Source organism: Mesorhizobium sp. USDA 4413, from assembly GCF_056280365.1.
Window position 1 is genome coordinate 5,316,652 of sequence record NZ_JBVPRP010000001.1, and the last position, 15,970, is coordinate 5,332,621.

At 64.9% G+C, this 15,970-nt stretch carries 12 protein-coding genes; all 12 read right to left on the minus strand.

The window, feature by feature from the left end; genetic code table 11:
- Positions 1–38: 38 nt before the first annotated feature.
- The 12 genes from ACVMIM_RS26080 to murG all read right to left on the minus strand — a co-directional run bounded on the left by ACVMIM_RS26080 (position 39) and on the right by murG (position 15,966).
- Complete coding sequence (locus ACVMIM_RS26080; protein ID WP_476115387.1) at positions 39–731, minus strand: DUF2461 domain-containing protein; 693 nt, start codon at positions 729–731, stop codon at positions 39–41.
- Positions 731–2,938: an NAD-dependent DNA ligase LigA gene (gene ligA / locus ACVMIM_RS26085; protein WP_476115388.1), complete on the minus strand. Its 2,208-nt coding sequence runs from the start codon at positions 2,936–2,938 to the stop codon at positions 731–733. The genes ACVMIM_RS26080 and ligA overlap by 1 nt, the downstream gene beginning before the upstream one ends.
- A gap of 204 nt (positions 2,939–3,142) precedes the next feature.
- The gene (recN, locus tag ACVMIM_RS26090; RefSeq protein WP_476115389.1) at positions 3,143–4,816 is read right to left on the minus strand and encodes a DNA repair protein RecN; all 1,674 of its coding nucleotides are present in this window, start codon (positions 4,814–4,816) and stop codon (positions 3,143–3,145) included.
- A gap of 8 nt (positions 4,817–4,824) precedes the next feature.
- Entirely contained in the window at positions 4,825–5,694 is an 870-nt protein-coding gene (locus tag ACVMIM_RS26095) for an outer membrane protein assembly factor BamD (RefSeq protein ID WP_040995787.1), read from the minus strand.
- A gap of 201 nt (positions 5,695–5,895) precedes the next feature.
- On the minus strand, positions 5,896–6,843 hold the full coding sequence (gene lpxC / locus ACVMIM_RS26100) for a UDP-3-O-acyl-N-acetylglucosamine deacetylase (RefSeq protein WP_476115391.1): 948 nt from the start codon (positions 6,841–6,843) through the stop codon (positions 5,896–5,898).
- Positions 6,844–7,201: 358 nt separating this feature from the next.
- A complete protein-coding gene (ftsZ, locus tag ACVMIM_RS26105) occupies positions 7,202–8,863 on the minus strand; it encodes a cell division protein FtsZ (RefSeq protein WP_040995791.1) in 1,662 nt (553 codons plus the stop codon).
- Positions 8,864–8,930: 67 nt separating this feature from the next.
- The gene (gene ftsA / locus ACVMIM_RS26110; protein ID WP_040995793.1) at positions 8,931–10,238 is read right to left on the minus strand and encodes a cell division protein FtsA; all 1,308 of its coding nucleotides are present in this window, start codon (positions 10,236–10,238) and stop codon (positions 8,931–8,933) included.
- Positions 10,235–11,179, minus strand: coding sequence for a cell division protein FtsQ/DivIB (locus ACVMIM_RS26115; protein WP_476115393.1), 945 nt, complete (start codon positions 11,177–11,179; stop codon positions 10,235–10,237). Before ACVMIM_RS26115 ends, ftsA begins: the two co-directional genes overlap by 4 nt.
- Complete coding sequence (locus ACVMIM_RS26120; RefSeq protein ID WP_040995797.1) at positions 11,167–12,093, minus strand: D-alanine--D-alanine ligase; 927 nt, start codon at positions 12,091–12,093, stop codon at positions 11,167–11,169. Before ACVMIM_RS26120 ends, ACVMIM_RS26115 begins: the two co-directional genes overlap by 13 nt.
- 383 nt (positions 12,094–12,476) lie before the next feature.
- A complete protein-coding gene (gene murB / locus ACVMIM_RS26125) occupies positions 12,477–13,442 on the minus strand; it encodes a UDP-N-acetylmuramate dehydrogenase (protein WP_476115394.1) in 966 nt (321 codons plus the stop codon).
- Positions 13,439–14,845 (minus strand): UDP-N-acetylmuramate--L-alanine ligase, encoded by a 1,407-nt coding sequence (gene murC / locus ACVMIM_RS26130; protein ID WP_476115396.1) that lies wholly within the window; start codon positions 14,843–14,845, stop codon positions 13,439–13,441. Before murC ends, murB begins: the two co-directional genes overlap by 4 nt.
- Positions 14,842–15,966 carry an undecaprenyldiphospho-muramoylpentapeptide beta-N-acetylglucosaminyltransferase gene (gene murG / locus ACVMIM_RS26135; RefSeq protein WP_476115397.1) on the minus strand — a complete coding sequence of 375 codons (1,125 nt, stop codon included), beginning with the start codon at positions 15,964–15,966 and terminating at the stop codon, positions 14,842–14,844. The genes murC and murG overlap by 4 nt, the downstream gene beginning before the upstream one ends.
- Between the last annotated feature and the right edge of the window lie 4 nt (positions 15,967–15,970).

Sequence of the window (15,970 nt, forward strand, 5' to 3'; positions counted from 1 at the left end):
TCGCTTGACGCAGCGATCAGCAGAACTGATCGCCGCCGTTAGGCCTTGACGACCGTCCCTTGGATCGCCCTGCCCCAGTCGAGCAGCGGCTTGGCGCCAAGCGTGAAGTCGACGAGATCGTTGACCAGCGCCGGCGAATGGATCGTCGCCGGATCGATGTCGTGCCGGACCACGAAATGCCGGCTCCGTACCGCCTGGGCGAGATCCTCGTCACCGATATCCTCGAAGCCGCGCGGCGCCCGCTTCAGGCGGTCTTCCGCATCGAGCTCCAGGCCGGCTTTCTTCAGCGATGCGACCATGGCGCGGAACGTGGCCGGCTTGGTCACGATCGCCTTGCGCATGGCCTGCAGCAATTCGGGCGCCGGCTGCCACCAGGCAACGCCGGCAAAGCAGCGCTCGAGCCCGATATGCACATAGAAGACACCCTGCTCCATCTTGGTGCCGTCGGGCGAGAGGATCGCCGACAGGTGCCGGTTGTATGGCCGCTTGTCTTTCGAGAAGCGCACGTCGCGATTGATGCGGAACAGCGACCTCTTGCGGTCGCCGCGCAAGCCGAGCTTTGCCGCCTCGAAACGTTCGCTGAGCGTCTCGACCAGATCGCAGAACGGTTCGTGCAACTCGCTCTGGTAAAGATCGCGATTTTCCTGGAACCATTCCCGGCTCTGGTGGAAATCGAGCGCCTTCAGGAATGGGATGGCCTTCTGCCCAAACCCCTTGAACGCGCTCGCCATCAGCCGCCCCTGCCGATGCGCTGCAGCCAGGTGTCCTCGTCGATCACCTCGATGCCGAGATCGCTTGCAACCTTGAGCTTCGAGCCGGCGCCGGGACCCGCCACCACAAGGTCGGTCTTGGCAGAAACCGAGCCCGCAACCTTGGCGCCGAGCCGCTCCGCCATCGCCTTGGCCTCGGAGCGCGTCATTTTTTCCAGCGAACCGGTGAACACCACCGTCTTGCCGGAGACTTCGCTGCCGGCCGAGATTTCCACGACATAGGGTTTCGGGTGAACTTGCGCGAGCAGCGAGTCCAGCACGTCGTCATTGCGCTCATTGCCGAAGAAATCGCGCAGCGCGTTGACCACCGTGTCGCCGATGCCGTTGATCGATGGGAAGACGCTGTGCGGATCCTCCGCCTTTGCCGTTTCCTTGCCCACGCGGATCAGTTCTTCGATAGTGGAGAACTGGCGGGCAAGCACGGCGGCCGTCGTCTCGCCGATATGGCGGATGCCGAGCGCGAAGATGAAACGGTCAAGCTCCGGCTCGCGCCGCGCATCGATGGCGGCGAACAATTTGTCGAGGCCTTCATAGTTGCGCTGCTCGACGCTGCGCACATTCTTGCGCGTCTTGCCCGAGGCTTCCTCGCGCAGCCGCGCCTGCTCCTCGCGCCGCTCGGCCAGCACCTTGGTGACGGCGGGGCGGCGATCCTTCAGCGTGAAGATATCGGCGGCCGTCTTCACCAGCCCCGAATTGAAGAAGAGGTCGATGTTTTCCGCGCCCAGACCCTCGATATCGAGCGCGCCGCGCGACACGAAGTGGCGCAGCCTCTCCACGGCCTGCGCGGCGCAGATCAGCTCGCCGGTGCAGCGGCGGCGTGAATCCTCCTTGCCCGTCTTCTCGTTGATCTCGCGCGTCGCCGGCGAGCCGCAGACCGGGCAGGTATGCGGAAATTCGTAAGGCACGGCATTGGCCGGCCGCTTGTCGATGACGACGCTGACGATCTGCGGGATGACATCCCCTGCCCGCTGGATCACCACCGTGTCGCCGATGCGCACGTCGATGCCGTCGCGGATCGGCTGACCGTTGCTGTCGAAACCTTTGATGTAGTCTTCATTGTGCAGCGTGACATTCTCGACCACCACGCCGCCGACCGTCACCGGCGCCAGCCGCGCCACCGGCGCCAGCGTGCCGGTGCGGCCGACCTGGATGTCGATCTTCTCGACCGTCGTCATCGCCTGCTCGGCGGGGAATTTGTGGGCGACCGCCCAGCGCGGCTCGCCGGTGACGAAACCCCAGCGGCGCTGCAGCTCGAGCTGGTCGACCTTGTAGACGACGCCGTCTATGTCGTAGCCGAGCGAGGAACGCTGCTCCTCGATCCGGTGGTAATGCGCGATGAGTTCGTCGATCGACCTCGCCCGCACCATCAGCGGGCTGACCTTGAATCCCCACTCCTTGAACTTCTGCACGGAATCGTACTGGGTCGGGGCCGGATCCGCCGTGGTATAGCCCCAGGCATAAGCAAAGAATTTGAGATTGCGGCTGGCGGTGACCGACGGGTCCTTCTGGCGCAGCGATCCGGCCGCCGTGTTGCGCGGATTGACGTAATCCTGCCCGCCCACAGCCGCCGAGCGCTGCTTCAGCGCCTCGAATTCGGCATAGGTCATGTAGACCTCGCCGCGGATCTCGATGATCTCCGGCCAGCCCGAGCCCTGCAATTTCTTCGGGATATCGGCAATCGTCTTCAGATTGGCGGTGATGTCCTCGCCCACCGCGCCGTCGCCGCGCGTCGCGCCCTGCACGAACAGGCCGTTTTCATAGCGCAGCGAGGCCGACAGCCCGTCGATCTTCGGCTCAGCCGTGAAGGCGATGTCGAGGTCCTTGTCGCGGTCGAAGAAACGCCTTCCGCGCTCGATGAAATCGGCGACGTCCTGGTCGGTATAGGCCTTGGCGAGGCTGAGCATCGGCACCGCATGCCGGACCTTGGCAAAGCCTTCCGCCGGCGGCGCGCCGACCCTTTGCGATGGCGAATCCTCGCGCACGAGATCGGGAAAACGCGCCTCGATGGCGAGGTTGCGCCGCGCCAATGCGTCATATTCGGCATCCGAGATCGTCGGCGCGTCCTCGGTGTGGTAGCGCCGGTCGTGCTCGGCGATCTCCGCCGCGAGCCGCTTCAGCTCCTCCGCGGCCTCGCTTTCGCTCAGCGATTCGACTGATTTTTCCGACATGAACGCGGTCCTCGAATTATGGCGGGCCACTATAAATCAGGATTCGCCGGCAGGGAGATGGTCTGTGGAAAAATCATTGGCCGAGAGCAGGATACAGCCATCTGCTGACTCTGCCTCAGAGCCGGTAGAATCAAGCACTTAGGATGTATATTGAGATTTCAACTCAGGCCGCGGTTCGCAGGCCGGCCTCACCATCAGCACATCCTAAGCGGCGGCAGTATTCTCGCGCAGAAGCCGCTCGGCCGCGGCGCGCGCCTCGTCGGTGATGACGGCGCCGGCCAGCATGCGCGCGATCTCTTCCTGGCGCGCGGCGCGGTCCATCTCGGCGATGCCGGTGGCGACGCGGTCCTTGCCGCCGGACTTCGAGATCAGGAAGTGCGTCGCGGCGCGCGCCGCAACCTGCGGCGCATGCGTAACCGAAAGCACCTGCACGCGCTTCGACAGCCGCGCCAGCCGCTGTCCGATGGCATCAGCCACCGCGCCGCCGACGCCGGTGTCGATCTCGTCGAAGACCAAGGTCGGCGCCGAGCCGCGATCGGCAAGCGCCACCTTCAGCGCCAAAAGGAAGCGCGAGAGCTCGCCGCCGGAAGCGACCTTCATCATCGGCCCCGGCCTGGTGCCCGGATTGGTCCGCACCCAGAATTCGACCTGGTCAATGCCCTCTTCCATGCGGCTTTCGGCATCGCTTCCCATCTCGACGATGAACTCGGCCCGTTCGAGCTTGAGCGCCGGCAGTTCCGCCATCACCGCCTTGGTCAGCCCCGCCGCCGCCGCGTGGCGCAGCGACGACAGCTGCGCGGCGGAAATATCGTAGGCTTCGCGCCCGGCGGCGGCCTGCTTCTCCAGCGCATGCAGCCGCTCCTCGCCGGCATCGAGATCGGCAAGGTCGGCCACCATCGTGTCGCGCAGCTGCGCAAGGTCGTCGACCGCGACATTGTGTTTGCGCGAAGCGGCGCGCAACGCAAACAGCCGCTCCTCCGCCTTCTCCAGGCGCTGCGGATCATATTCGGTGGCGCGAAGCGCAGCTTCCACGCCGGACTGCGCGGCATCCAGCGAGATCATCGCCTCGTCCAGCGATTTCACCACATCGTCAAGCAGGCCGGGCGCTTCGCCCGATTTGCGCTGCAGCCGCCGCAACAGGCTGGCAAGCTGCGGCAGGGGCGAGGAGGGTCCCGACAGCACATCCTGCGCGTCATGGATCTCGGCGGCGATCTTTTCCACACGCATCATCTGCGCGCGCAGTTCCGCAAGCTCGGTTTCCTCGCCCGGCTGCGGATCGAGCTTCGCGAGCTCGGCTACGGAAGCGCGCAGATAATCGGCCTCGCGCGCCGCCGCCTCGACCTTGGCGCGATGCCGGGAAAGCTCCTGCTCGCAGTTTCGCCAGTAGCGCCAGGCTTCGCCCGTGCCGCGCACGGCGCCTAGATGGCCCCCGAAACTGTCGAGCAACTCGCGATGTGCGCCGGGATCGACGAGGGCGCGCTCGTCATGCTGGCCGTGGATCTCGACCAGCGCGCGGCCGACATCGCGCATCAGCGTGACGCTGGAGGGCTGGTCGTTGACGAAGACGCGCGTGCGGCCGTCCGCCGTCTGCACGCGGCGCAGGATGATGTCGCCATCGTCCTCGATGTCGTTCTCGGCGAGCAGCGTGCGCGCCGGATGGTTGCGCGGCACGTCGAACACGGCAATGACCTGGCCTTGCGCGGCGCCGTGGCGGACAAGCGAAGCGTCGCCGCGCGCGCCGAGCGCCAGCGACAAGGCGTCGAGCAGGATGGATTTGCCGGCGCCGGTTTCGCCGGTCAGCACCGAAAGCCCAGGCAGGAAGTCGATGTCCAGCTTCTCGATCAGGACGATATCGCGGATCGACAGTCTGGACAGCATCGCAAGCTTCAGGCGCCGGTAATCAGCTTCCCGGCCTTGGAGATCCACGATCCGGCATTTTCGCGCGGCTCAAGCCCGTTGCTCTGCAGGAGCTTGTAGGAATCCTTGTACCACGGGCTGTCCGGATAATTGTGACCAAGCACCGCCGCTGCTGTTTGTGCCTCAGAAGTCAGGCCCATCGCATAATAGGACTCGGTCAGGCGCGCGAGCGCCTCCTCGACATGGCGGGTGTTTGAATAGGTTTCGACCACGGTGCGGAAGCGCTTCACGGCGGCGATGTATTCGCGGCGCTCGAGATAATAGCGGCCGATCTGCATCTCCTTGCCGGCAAGCTGGTCATTGGCGAAGCGGATCTTGTCCTTGGCGTCGGCGACATATTCGGAATTAGGCCAGCGCGTCACCAGATCCTGCATGGTCTGGATGGTCTGGCGCGCCTCCTTCTGGTCCTGAGTGACGTCCTTGATCTGCCGATAATAGCTCAAGCCGATGATGTATTGCGCGTAGGCGGCGTCATCGGTCGACGGATAAAGCGTCAAATAGCGTTTCGCGGTGCCGATCGCCTCGTCGTATTTGCCGGCGCGATAGTCGGCGAAAGCGCCCATTACCATCGATTTGCGCGCGAATTCCGAATAGGGATGCTGGCGGTCGACGGCGTCGAATTTCTTGCTGGCCTCGTCGAGGCGGCCGGCATTCATGTTGGCCAGACCCTGGTTGTAGAGAACGTCGGCCGGTTCTGTCTGGTCGACATAGGTCGCCAGATTGACGTCCTTCTCGGAGGACATGCAGGCCGACAGCACGAGCGCGGGAGCAACCACCGACAGCGCCAGCAAAACACCACGACGCGGCGCTACCGATTGACCAACTCGCGAAAAAAACATGTTTGGATTCCGCCCCTTCGGCGTCGTTTCGGTCCGGGCCGAAGCCATAAACCATTATCCCCTTGCCCGGCAACGCTATGTCCGGCCAATCGCACATTTTTGTGGCGGCCTGACGCCACGCCCGCGGTTGCGCAATTTCAGCGATTCGTGATGCAATCGTGCAACACAGGCCCGCCTACAAAGCCAGAGAACGGTTAAGAATCAGATCACCCAAGGTGCGTAGACCGGCCGGCTGACAGCGATCATCTCGGCGACGCGGCCGCGCTCGCGGCGCCGGGTCTCGACGATCTCGAAGGCCGTGTGGTCGGAAAGCAGCCGGCGCAAGGCAGAGGCGTTCATCCGGTGGCCACCGCGATAGGAGCGGAAGCAACCGATGAAGCGAGCGCCGGCCAGCGCCAGGTCGCCCATCGCATCGAGCGTCTTGTGGCGGGCGAATTCATTGGGATAGCGCAAGCCCCCGACATTGATGACGCGGTTGTCGTCGCCGATGACCAGCGAGTTCTCCAGCGATGAGCCGAGCGCGTAGCCGGCGGCCCAAAGCCTCTCGACGTCCTTCATGAAGCCGAAGGTCCGCGCCCGCGCAATATCGCGGCGGAAGATGTCGGGATTCATGTCGGAGGCGAACTGCTGGCGGCCGATCGCCGGGCTTTCGAAATCGATCTCGACCTCGAATCGCGTGCCGTCATAGGGGCGGAACTCCGCCCAGGACGCGCCGGCTTCCACGCGCACCGGCTTGACGACGCGGATATAGCGGCGCTTCACCGCCAGCGTCTCGATGCCGGCCTGGTCGACGGCTTCGACGAAAGCCATGGCGCTGCCGTCGAGAATCGGGACTTCCGAACCGTCGATCTCGATGACGAGATTGTCGATGCCGAGGCCGAACACCGTCGCCATCAGATGCTCGACCGTGCCGATATGCTCGCCGGCCGGATCGCCAAGCATGGTGCAAAGATCGGTGGCGCCGACTTCCGCGACCAGGGCACGGAACTCGCGGATCTGGCCGCCATTCGAAAGATGGAAGACGATGCCCCTATCGGCGTCGGCCGGCAGAAAGTGAACGGTGACGGTGTTGCCGCTATGAACGCCGATGCCAGTCAGCGTCGCGCGCGATTTCACTGTCGTCTGATAGTCGTGCAAGAGTAACCCCATACCGCCCAAAATGCCTGCGTCCGCTCAATCGGCCTTGGGTATCTTGCAGCCAGGTGCTGGCCTGGCGCTCGCATAGGATGCGGCAAAATAAGCAAGAGCATGCGGCTCTGTGTGATCGGCAGGCAGGGCTACTCCCCGAATCCCGGCAAACCGACTTTAGTCCGCGGCGAAGATAATGGCCTGCCTTGGAGACTCCAAATCACGGTTTCTTACCCCGTGTAACCACGGGAACGCGTCAGAAAATTCCTCCAAGCCTTTGTTTTACAAGTGATTTTTGAAAAGTGGCAGGCAGACGATTTCTCGTCTGCCTGTTAACAACCATTATATATCGTTAACGATCGGCGGTCCGCCCTATCGGTCAGTTGGCCTGGCGGCGCAGGAAGGCCGGAATCTCCAGCTGGTCGTCTTCCTGGACCGTGCGGGCCTGCGGCGTCAGCCGGCCCTGATCGTCGAGCTGGCCACGGCGCGGCGCGTAGAGCTGCGGATCCTGGCTGGCGAGGCGGCGCATCTCGGGCGCGGCCTGGCGCAACTTCGGCTCGCGCGGCTGCGCCGGCTGGAGCCGGGCCGGCTCTTCCTCGCGCCGGGTAAGGCCGTTGGTCAGTCGCTTGATCAGCCCCATCGGACCGCTGTTCTCATGGTCCGCAGGCCGGGTCTTGGCTTCGACCTCGGCCCTCACCACCGGCGGAAAGTCTTCCACGCGGGGCATGCGCTGCGGGGCCGCGGCCACCGGCTGCGGCATCTCGCGCTGCGGCGCGGGCTGCTGCATGACCTGCTGCGGCACCACCGGCTGCGGCTGCGGCTGGGCCGGCGGAGCCTGGAAGATCTTGCTCTGCGGCCGGAAGTCGTCGACCGGCGCGGGCCGCGGCTGGGCCATGGCGGCGGCGTTCGCCTCGGCGAGCTGGATCGCCTCCGCCACCGGATCGACCGCGCGCGGCTCGTAGGCCTGCGGCTGAACCGGTGCGGGACGGATTTCAGCGGCCGGAGCCGCCGCCGGGCGGGCGGCCGGCTTCTGCGGCGCGCGGATCGAGATCGGCGCAGCCGCGATTTCGGCCGCCGACTTGTCGATGCCGGTGGCGACGACCGACACGCGGATCACGCCTTCCAGCTCCTCGTCGAAGGTGGCGCCCAGGATGATGTTGGCGTCCTGGTCGACCTCCTCGCGAATGCGGGTCGCGGCCTCGTCCACCTCGAACAGGGTGAGGTCGCGGCCGCCGGTGATCGAGATCAGCAGGCCCTTGGCGCCCTTCATCGAGGTTTCGTCGAGCAGCGGGTTGGCGATGGCGGCTTCCGCCGCGGCCATCGCGCGGCCCTCGCCCGAAGCCTCGCCCGTGCCCATCATCGCCTTGCCCATCTCGCGCATCACCGAACGGACGTCGGCGAAGTCGAGGTTGATCAGGCCTTCCTTGACCATCAGGTCGGTGATGCAGGCGACGCCCGAGTAGAGCACCTGGTCGGCCATGGCGAAGGCATCAGCGAAGGTGGTCTTGTCATTGGCCAGCCGGAACAGGTTCTGGTTGGGGATGACGATCAGCGTATCGACGCATTTCTGTAGCTCCTCGATGCCCATGTCGGCCGTCTTCATGCGGCGCTGGCCCTCGAAATGGAACGGCTTGGTGACGACACCGACGGTGAGGATGCCCTTCTCGCGCGCCGCGCGGGCAACGACCGGAGCAGCGCCCGTGCCGGTGCCGCCGCCCATGCCGGCGGTGACGAAGCACATATGGGTGTTGGAGAGGTGATCGATGATCTCGTCGATGCACTCTTCCGCCGCCGCGCGGCCGACTTCCGGCTGCGAGCCGGCACCGAGGCCTTCGGTGACATGCGCGCCGAGCTGGATCAGCCGCTCGGCCTTCGACATGGTCAGCGCCTGCGCGTCGGTGTTGGCCACCACGAACTCGACGCCGCGCAGGCCGGCTGTGATCATGTTGTTCACGGCATTGCCGCCGCCGCCGCCGACACCGAACACGGTGATGCGTGGCTTGAGCTCGGTGATGTCCGGCTTCTGCAGATTGATGGTCATTGTCTCCGTCCTTTGCCTTTCCCGCCGCCTCGCCGCTGCGGCCGCCTATGGGGCTGTCCCCGTCAAATTAAAAACTGTCTCTCAACCACTGACTCATGCGATGCAGTTTTCCGCCCGTTCCGGTCATCCTGAAACCGGAAAGTCCTTTCGCCGAATGGCTCTCGAAGCTCGCCATCTGCGGATAGATCATCAGTCCGACCGGTGTCGAGAACGCCGGTCCCTTGGCCGCTTCCGGCAGTCCCGCGACGCCCAGAGGCCGGCCGATGCGAACATTGCGCCCGAGAATGCGGCGCGCCGCTTCCGGCAGGCCGGCGAGCTGGCTGGCGCCACCGGTGAGCACGACGCGCTTGCCGACGGCATTGCCGTAGCCGGACTTGTTCAGCCGGTCGCGCAGAAGCTCCAGCGTCTCGTCGATGCGGGCGCGGATGATGCGCGTCATCACCGAGCGCGGGATCTGCAGCGGCACATCGCCCTCCTCGCCGATCGGCTGGATCGAGACGAGGTCGCGGTCATCCGCGCTGCCGGGCAGCGCCGAGCCATGCATCACCTTCAGCCGCTCCGCGGCATCGAGCGAGGTCGACAGCCCCTTGGCCATGTCGAGCGTCACATGGTTGCCGCCGATGGCGATGGCGTCACCATGGACAAACTTGCCTTCCGAGAAGACCGAGATGGTCGTCGTGCCGCCGCCCATGTCGATGCAGGCGGCGCCCATTTCGAGCTCGTCATCCACCAGCGAGGCAAGCCCGCTGGCATAGGGCGTCGCCACCATGCGCTCCACCGACAGATGCGAGCGGTTGATGCAAAGCTCGAGATTGCGCATCGGCGCGGCATCGCCCGTCAGCACATGCATGTCGACCCCAAGCGTATCGCCCACCATGCCGCGCGGATCGCGCATGCCGCGCTCGGCGTCGAGCGAGAAGCCGACCGGCAGCGAATGGATCACCTCGCGTTCGGCTCTCAGCGCTTGCTTGGCGCCGGCTGCGAGCACGCGCTTGATGTCGACCTCCTCGACCTGATGGCCGCCGAGATTGATGGTCGCCGAGAAGGCCTCGCTCTTAAGGCGGCCCGCCGTCATGTTGACGATGAGGGAATCGACCGTGAGCCCCGCCATGCGCTCGGCCGCGTCGACGGCAAGCCGGATGGCATGCTCGGCGCGGTCAAGGTCGACGACCACGCCCGACTTGACGCCCTGCGACTTCTGGTGACCGATGCCGATCACCTGGATGCGGTGTGAACGTCCGCGCAAAAGCTTGCCGTCCTCATTGGGCTTCAGCTTCGCCACCACGCAGCAAACCTTGCTGGATCCGACATCGAGCACGGTCAGCGTGCCCGACCGGCGCGAAGATGCGTCACCGCTGCCGCCAAGCCAGCTCATATCTTGGTCTCCGCCTTGCGCTTGGCCAGGTTCTTCGGCTTGTCGCTGAGCGCGGCTTCGCGCTGCGTCGCCGCCTCCGGCGAGAGCTCCACCACCAGCCGGTCGGAAAGCCGCATGTCGACGGCGGCGATGTCGCGCGTCAGCAACCCATTGTCATGGTCGATCTTGACCAGCTCCGCGATCGCCTGATCCTCGCCGTCTTCCGGCAGCTTGATCGTGATGCCGTTTTCCAGCCTCAGGTCCCAGCGGCGCTCGCCGACCCGGATGTAGCCTTTGACCCGCGCCGCGAGCTCGGGATAGCGCTTAATCTTGTCGAGAAAGGCCGGCGCCATCGCCGGCGCGCCCGCGCCGATGATCAGCGGAAGCAGCGCCTGCTTGCCGCCAGAGAACGGCGCGATCACCTCGCCAGACCGCTCGATGACCGAAACCGAAGTGCCCTGCTGCCAGAGCGCGAAGGGCTCGCGCTCCTGGATGCGCACTTCCAGCGTATGCGGGTAGATCTTGCGCACAGCCGCGCCCTCGACCCAGGGCAGCGTCGCGATGCGCTCACGCGCGGCCTCGGCATCGAAGCCGATCAGCGATGTCCAGCCGTCGAGGCCGAGCCGGTCCAGCACATCGATCTCGGAGGTCTGGCGGTTGCCGGCGACCTTGATCTGGTCGACGGCAAAGCCGGTGCGCGCCGTCACGCCCTGCACGACGCTGTCGGCATAGCCGCCGAGATAGGCGCCATAGGCGCTGCTCGATGCGATCAGCGCGGCGGAAAGGATTGCCGCCGAAAAGCGCGGCGCCTCGTACTCGCCGCCGCACAGGCGCGCCAGCAAGCGCACCGGACGGCGGAGCTGACGCGGCAACACGAAACGGTCGAATGACAGCGACATGCCGAACAGCGCGGACCGAGCCGCACCGCCGCCATTACCCTGTCCCCACCTCAACGCAGACACGAAGCATCCTCCACCATCCAACTCAACAAATCGCCGAACGAGTGTCCCGCTTGCGCGGCGATTTCAGGCACCAGAGACGTCGGCGTCATGCCCGGCTGAGTGTTGACCTCGAGCCAGACAACCTCGCCGTTTTCGGAGTGACGGTCGTCGTAACGGAAGTCCGATCGGGAAACGCCCCGGCAACCAATGGCAAGATGAGCCTTGAGGGCCAGTGTCTGTATTTTTTGGTAAATATTCGGTGAAATTTTAGCAGGGATTTCGTGTTTTGATCCGCCGGGAACGTATTTTGAATCGTAATCGTAGAAGGAATGCCCGGTCGGGATGATCTCGCAGACGCCGAGCGCCACATCGCCCATCACCGCGCAGGTCAACTCGCGCCCATGGATGTAGCGCTCGACCATGACAGTCTCGCCATATTGCCATTCGGTCGAGCCGATCACCTGCGGCGGATGCGACTGCCCTTCATGCACGATGACCACGCCGAAGCTCGATCCCTCATTGACCGGCTTGACCACATAAGGCGGCTTCATCGGATGCCTGTTCCGCACGGCGAAGCGGTTGACCACCTTGGATTCCGCCACCGGGATGCCGGACGCCTTGGCAATCTTCTTGGCCTGCTCCTTGTTCATGGCCAGCGCCGAAGCGAGCACACCCGAATGGGTGTAGGGAATTGCGAGATATTCGAGAATTCCCTGGATGGTGCCATCCTCGCCGAACGGACCGTGCAGTGCATTGAAGGCGACGTCGGGCTTAAGTTCGGCAAGCACAGCCCCGACATCGCGCGAAACATCGACGCGGGTAACTTGGTAGCCTTCACTCTCGAGCGCATCCGCACACGCCTTCCCCGAGGACAGAGACACGGGCCGTTCCGAGGAGAATCCTCCCAGGAGCACAGCCACATGCTTCTTCTTCATTCCCGTCACCCCTCTCACGCCGGGCCTGCAACCGATATTCCCGCACCGCATTTCCGAGCATTGAGTCCGAGTCTTCCGGCAGGTTGCCCCCCCAGACGGAAAACGCGGCTGAACGCGTCGAACGACTCAAATCAGGAAACGCTTTAGGGCAGAGAATCAGAGAGTTGATTCGCTGGCAAGTACCTATGATTCCGAGAGATTCACTTTCCGCGAAAACAAGCGAGAAAAGTGTGTTGTTGAGTCTTTGCGGCAACGGTTGACGCCGCCGCAGGGCACGGAAGTTCAAGTACTACTTGAACGTCACAGGGAGCCGAGATGTGGCGAGATTCAGGTCAGGCCGAGCCGCCATTCGCAGGCCGGTCTCACCTGAATATCAGCGCACCTCAAAGGAGCTGGCCGAGGAACTCCTGCACCGCGTGGCCCGGCCTGAAATTGCCAAGCCGCTTGATCTCCCAGTGCAGCCGGATGCCGGAATTCTCGAGCACCCGCGCCCGCACCGTCTCGCCGAGATATTCGAGGTCGTAGCCGGTGGCCGTGCCGGTGTTGATCATGAAGTTGCAATGCATAGGCGACATCTGCGCGCCGCCGATCATCAGCCCGCGGCAGCCGGCCTTGTCGATTTCCTTCCAGGCCGAACTGCCTTCCGGGTTCTTGAAGGTCGAGCCGCCGGTCTTCTCCCTGATCGGCTGCACCGTCTCGCGATGGTTCTGGACCGCATCCATCGCCGCCTTGATCACCGCCTTGTCTTCGGGAAACCCTTCGAAAACGGCTGAGGTGAAGATCAGCCCCGAAGGCGCGGATGAGTGGCGATAGGCATAACCCATATCGGCGTTGCTCAGCGTATGGAGATTGCCCTTGCGGTCCAGCGCCCTTACCTCGACGACCCGCTCGCGGGTCTCGACGCCGTTGGCGCCGGCATTCATCCTGAGCGCGCCGCCAACCGCGCCGGGGATGCCGTGGTAGAAATGGAAGCCGCCGATACCGGCTTCGTAAGCCACCGCGGCGACACGTTTGTCCGGCGTTGCCGCCCCCGCCTTGATCGTGGTCGGCCCGGTAGCCTCGGCCTCGCCGAAGCCTTTGGCCGAGAGCCTGACGACGAAACCGGAAATGCCGCCGTCGCGCACCAGAAGGTTCGAGCCGACGCCGACCACCATGACCGGTATTTCTTCCGGCACGGCGCGCAGGAAGGCAGCGAGGTCTTCCTCGTCGGCCGGCTGGAACAGCGCCTCCGCCAGGCCGCCGGCCCGGAACCAGGTGATCTTGTCCATTTCGGCGTTCGGCGTGACGCGGCCGCGCAGGCCGGAAAGCTTGTCGCCGAGCTTGTCGATCAGTTCCTGGCCGCGCATCATGAGGGCGTCCCCCCAAGTTCCTTGGGCAGCGCATAGGCCCATTGCGTGATGTTGCCGGCGCCGAGGAAGACGACGAAATCGCCAGGCTTGGCAAGCTCGCGAATGACGGGCGCGATTGCCGCCTGACCATCGATATAGCGTGCGTCGCGGTGCCCGCCGGAGCGGATGCGCGACACCAGCGCGTCGGACGTCACGCCTTCGATAGGTTCCTCGCCGGCCGCATAGACCGGCGCCACCATGACCGTATCGGCGTCGTTGAAGCAGACCGAGAATTCCTCGAAGAGGTCGTGCAGCCGGGTGAAGCGATGCGGCTGCGCGATGGCGATCACCCGCCCCTTGGTCGCGCTGCGCGCGGCCTTCAGCACCGCCGCGATCTCGACCGGATGATGGCCGTAATCGTCGAACACTTCGACGCCGTCCCAGGAGCCGGTGTGGGTGAAGCGCCGCTTGACCCCGGCGAATGAGGACAAGCCTTTCTTGATCGCCTCGGCCGACAGGCCAAGCTCATGCGCGACCGCGATCGCCGCGGTGGCGTTGGAGACATTGTGCCGGCCCGGCATCGGCAGACGCAGCCCCGCGATCGTCGTCACGCCGCGGCCCTTTCGGTCGCGGATCACCACGTCGAACTCTGACGCCGCCCCGTCCATACGATGGTTGGTGAAACGCACGTCGGCCTGCGCGTTCTCGCCATAGGTGATGACGCGCCGGTCCTCGATGCGGCCGACCAGCGCCTGCACTTCCGGATGGTCTGTGCACATCACGCCGAAGCCGTAGAACGGCACGTTCTCCACGAACTGGCGGAAGGCCTCGCGCACCTTGTCGAAGCTGCCATAGTGGTCGAGGTGCTCGGGATCGATGTTGGTGACGACGGCGATGTCGGCCGGCAATTTCAGAAAAGTGCCGTCGCTCTCGTCGGCTTCGACCACCATCCACTCGCCGTCGCCCATGCGTGCATTGGTGCCATAGGCGTTGATGATGCCGCCATTGATGACGGTCGGGTCGAGCCCGCCGGCCTCGAGCAGCGTCGCCACCATGGAGGTGGTCGTCGTCTTGCCATGCGTGCCGCCGATGGCGACGGCCTGGCGGAAACGCATCAGTTCGGCCAGCATCTCGGCCCGGCGCACGACCGGCAAAAGCTTCTCGCGCGCGGCTTTCAGTTCCGGGTTGGACTTCTTGATCGCGGTCGAAACGACCACGACTTCGGCGTCGCCGAGATTCTCGGCCTTGTGGCCGACAAAGCATTCGATGCCTTTGTCGCGCAGCCGCTGTACATTGGCGCCGTCGGCCTGGTCGGAGCCCTGCACCTTGTAGCCCAGATTGTGCAGCACCTCGGCGATGCCGCTCATGCCGATGCCGCCGATGCCGATGAAATGCACAAGGCCGATCGTCTGCGGCATCTTCATGGGCGCGTCCTCCTGTAGTCCGAAACCGTTTTGCCGGACGCAATAGCCTCTGTCAGATCGGCGAGCAACCGCGCCGCGTTCGGTTTCCCGGCCGAGCGGGCGGCGGCGGCCATGACCGCCAGCCGGTTCGGATCCTCGATCAACCCGCCGACGAGTTCGGCGATCCGCTCCGCCGACAGCGTCGGCTGCAGATGGAGCTCGGCCCCGCCGGCGGCGGCAAGGGCCGCGGCATTCGCCGCCTGGTCGTGGTCGAGCGCGTGCGGATAAGGCACCAGCAGCGCCGGCCGCCCGATGACGGCGATTTCCGAAACCGTCGAGGCGCCGGAGCGCGACATCACCAGATGCGCCGCGCCAATGCGCGCCGCCATGTCGGTGAAGAAGGGCGAGACCTGGGCGTCGACACCGAGATCGGCATAGGCCGCCTTCACCCGCGCCACATCCTCGGCGCGCGCCTGCTGGGTGATGACCAGCCGCTTGCGCTGGTCTGGCGGCAGCAGCGCGATCGCCGCCGGAACGGCATCGGAAAAGAATTGCGCGCCCTGGCTGCCGCCGAACACCAGGAAGCGAAACGGCTCGCCCTCGTTCGAAGCGACATAGGGCGCCTTGGCTGCCTCAAGGATCTGCGGCCTGACCGGATTGCCGGTGGTCACCGTCTTTGCGCCGGCGGCGCTCGCCCCTTCCGGCAGGAAGCCGCCGGCTATCGCATCGACCCGGCCGGCGAGCGCCTTGTTGGCGCGGCCCATGACGGCGTTCTGCTCATGGATCAGCGTCGGCACTCTTCGCCTTGTTGCCGCATAGAGCGGCGGCAGCGTCGGATAGCCGCCGAAGCCGACGACCACCTCCGGCTTGATCCTGGCGATCACCCGGCTGGCCTCACGCACACCCTGCCAGATTTTCCAGAAGGCCGAGAGCATGGCGACGGGGTTCTTGGAACCAAGCGTGGCCGAAGGGATCGTGTGAGTGTCGGCTGCCGGGAAATGGCGGGAATAGCGTTCGGCGCGTTGGTCGGTGGCAAGATGCACCTTCCAGCCGCGGTCGATCAATTCATGCGCGAGCGCCTCGGCCGGAAACAGATGTCCGCCCGTTCCACCGGCTGCTAGGAGGATAACACCCTTCGCCATCCTG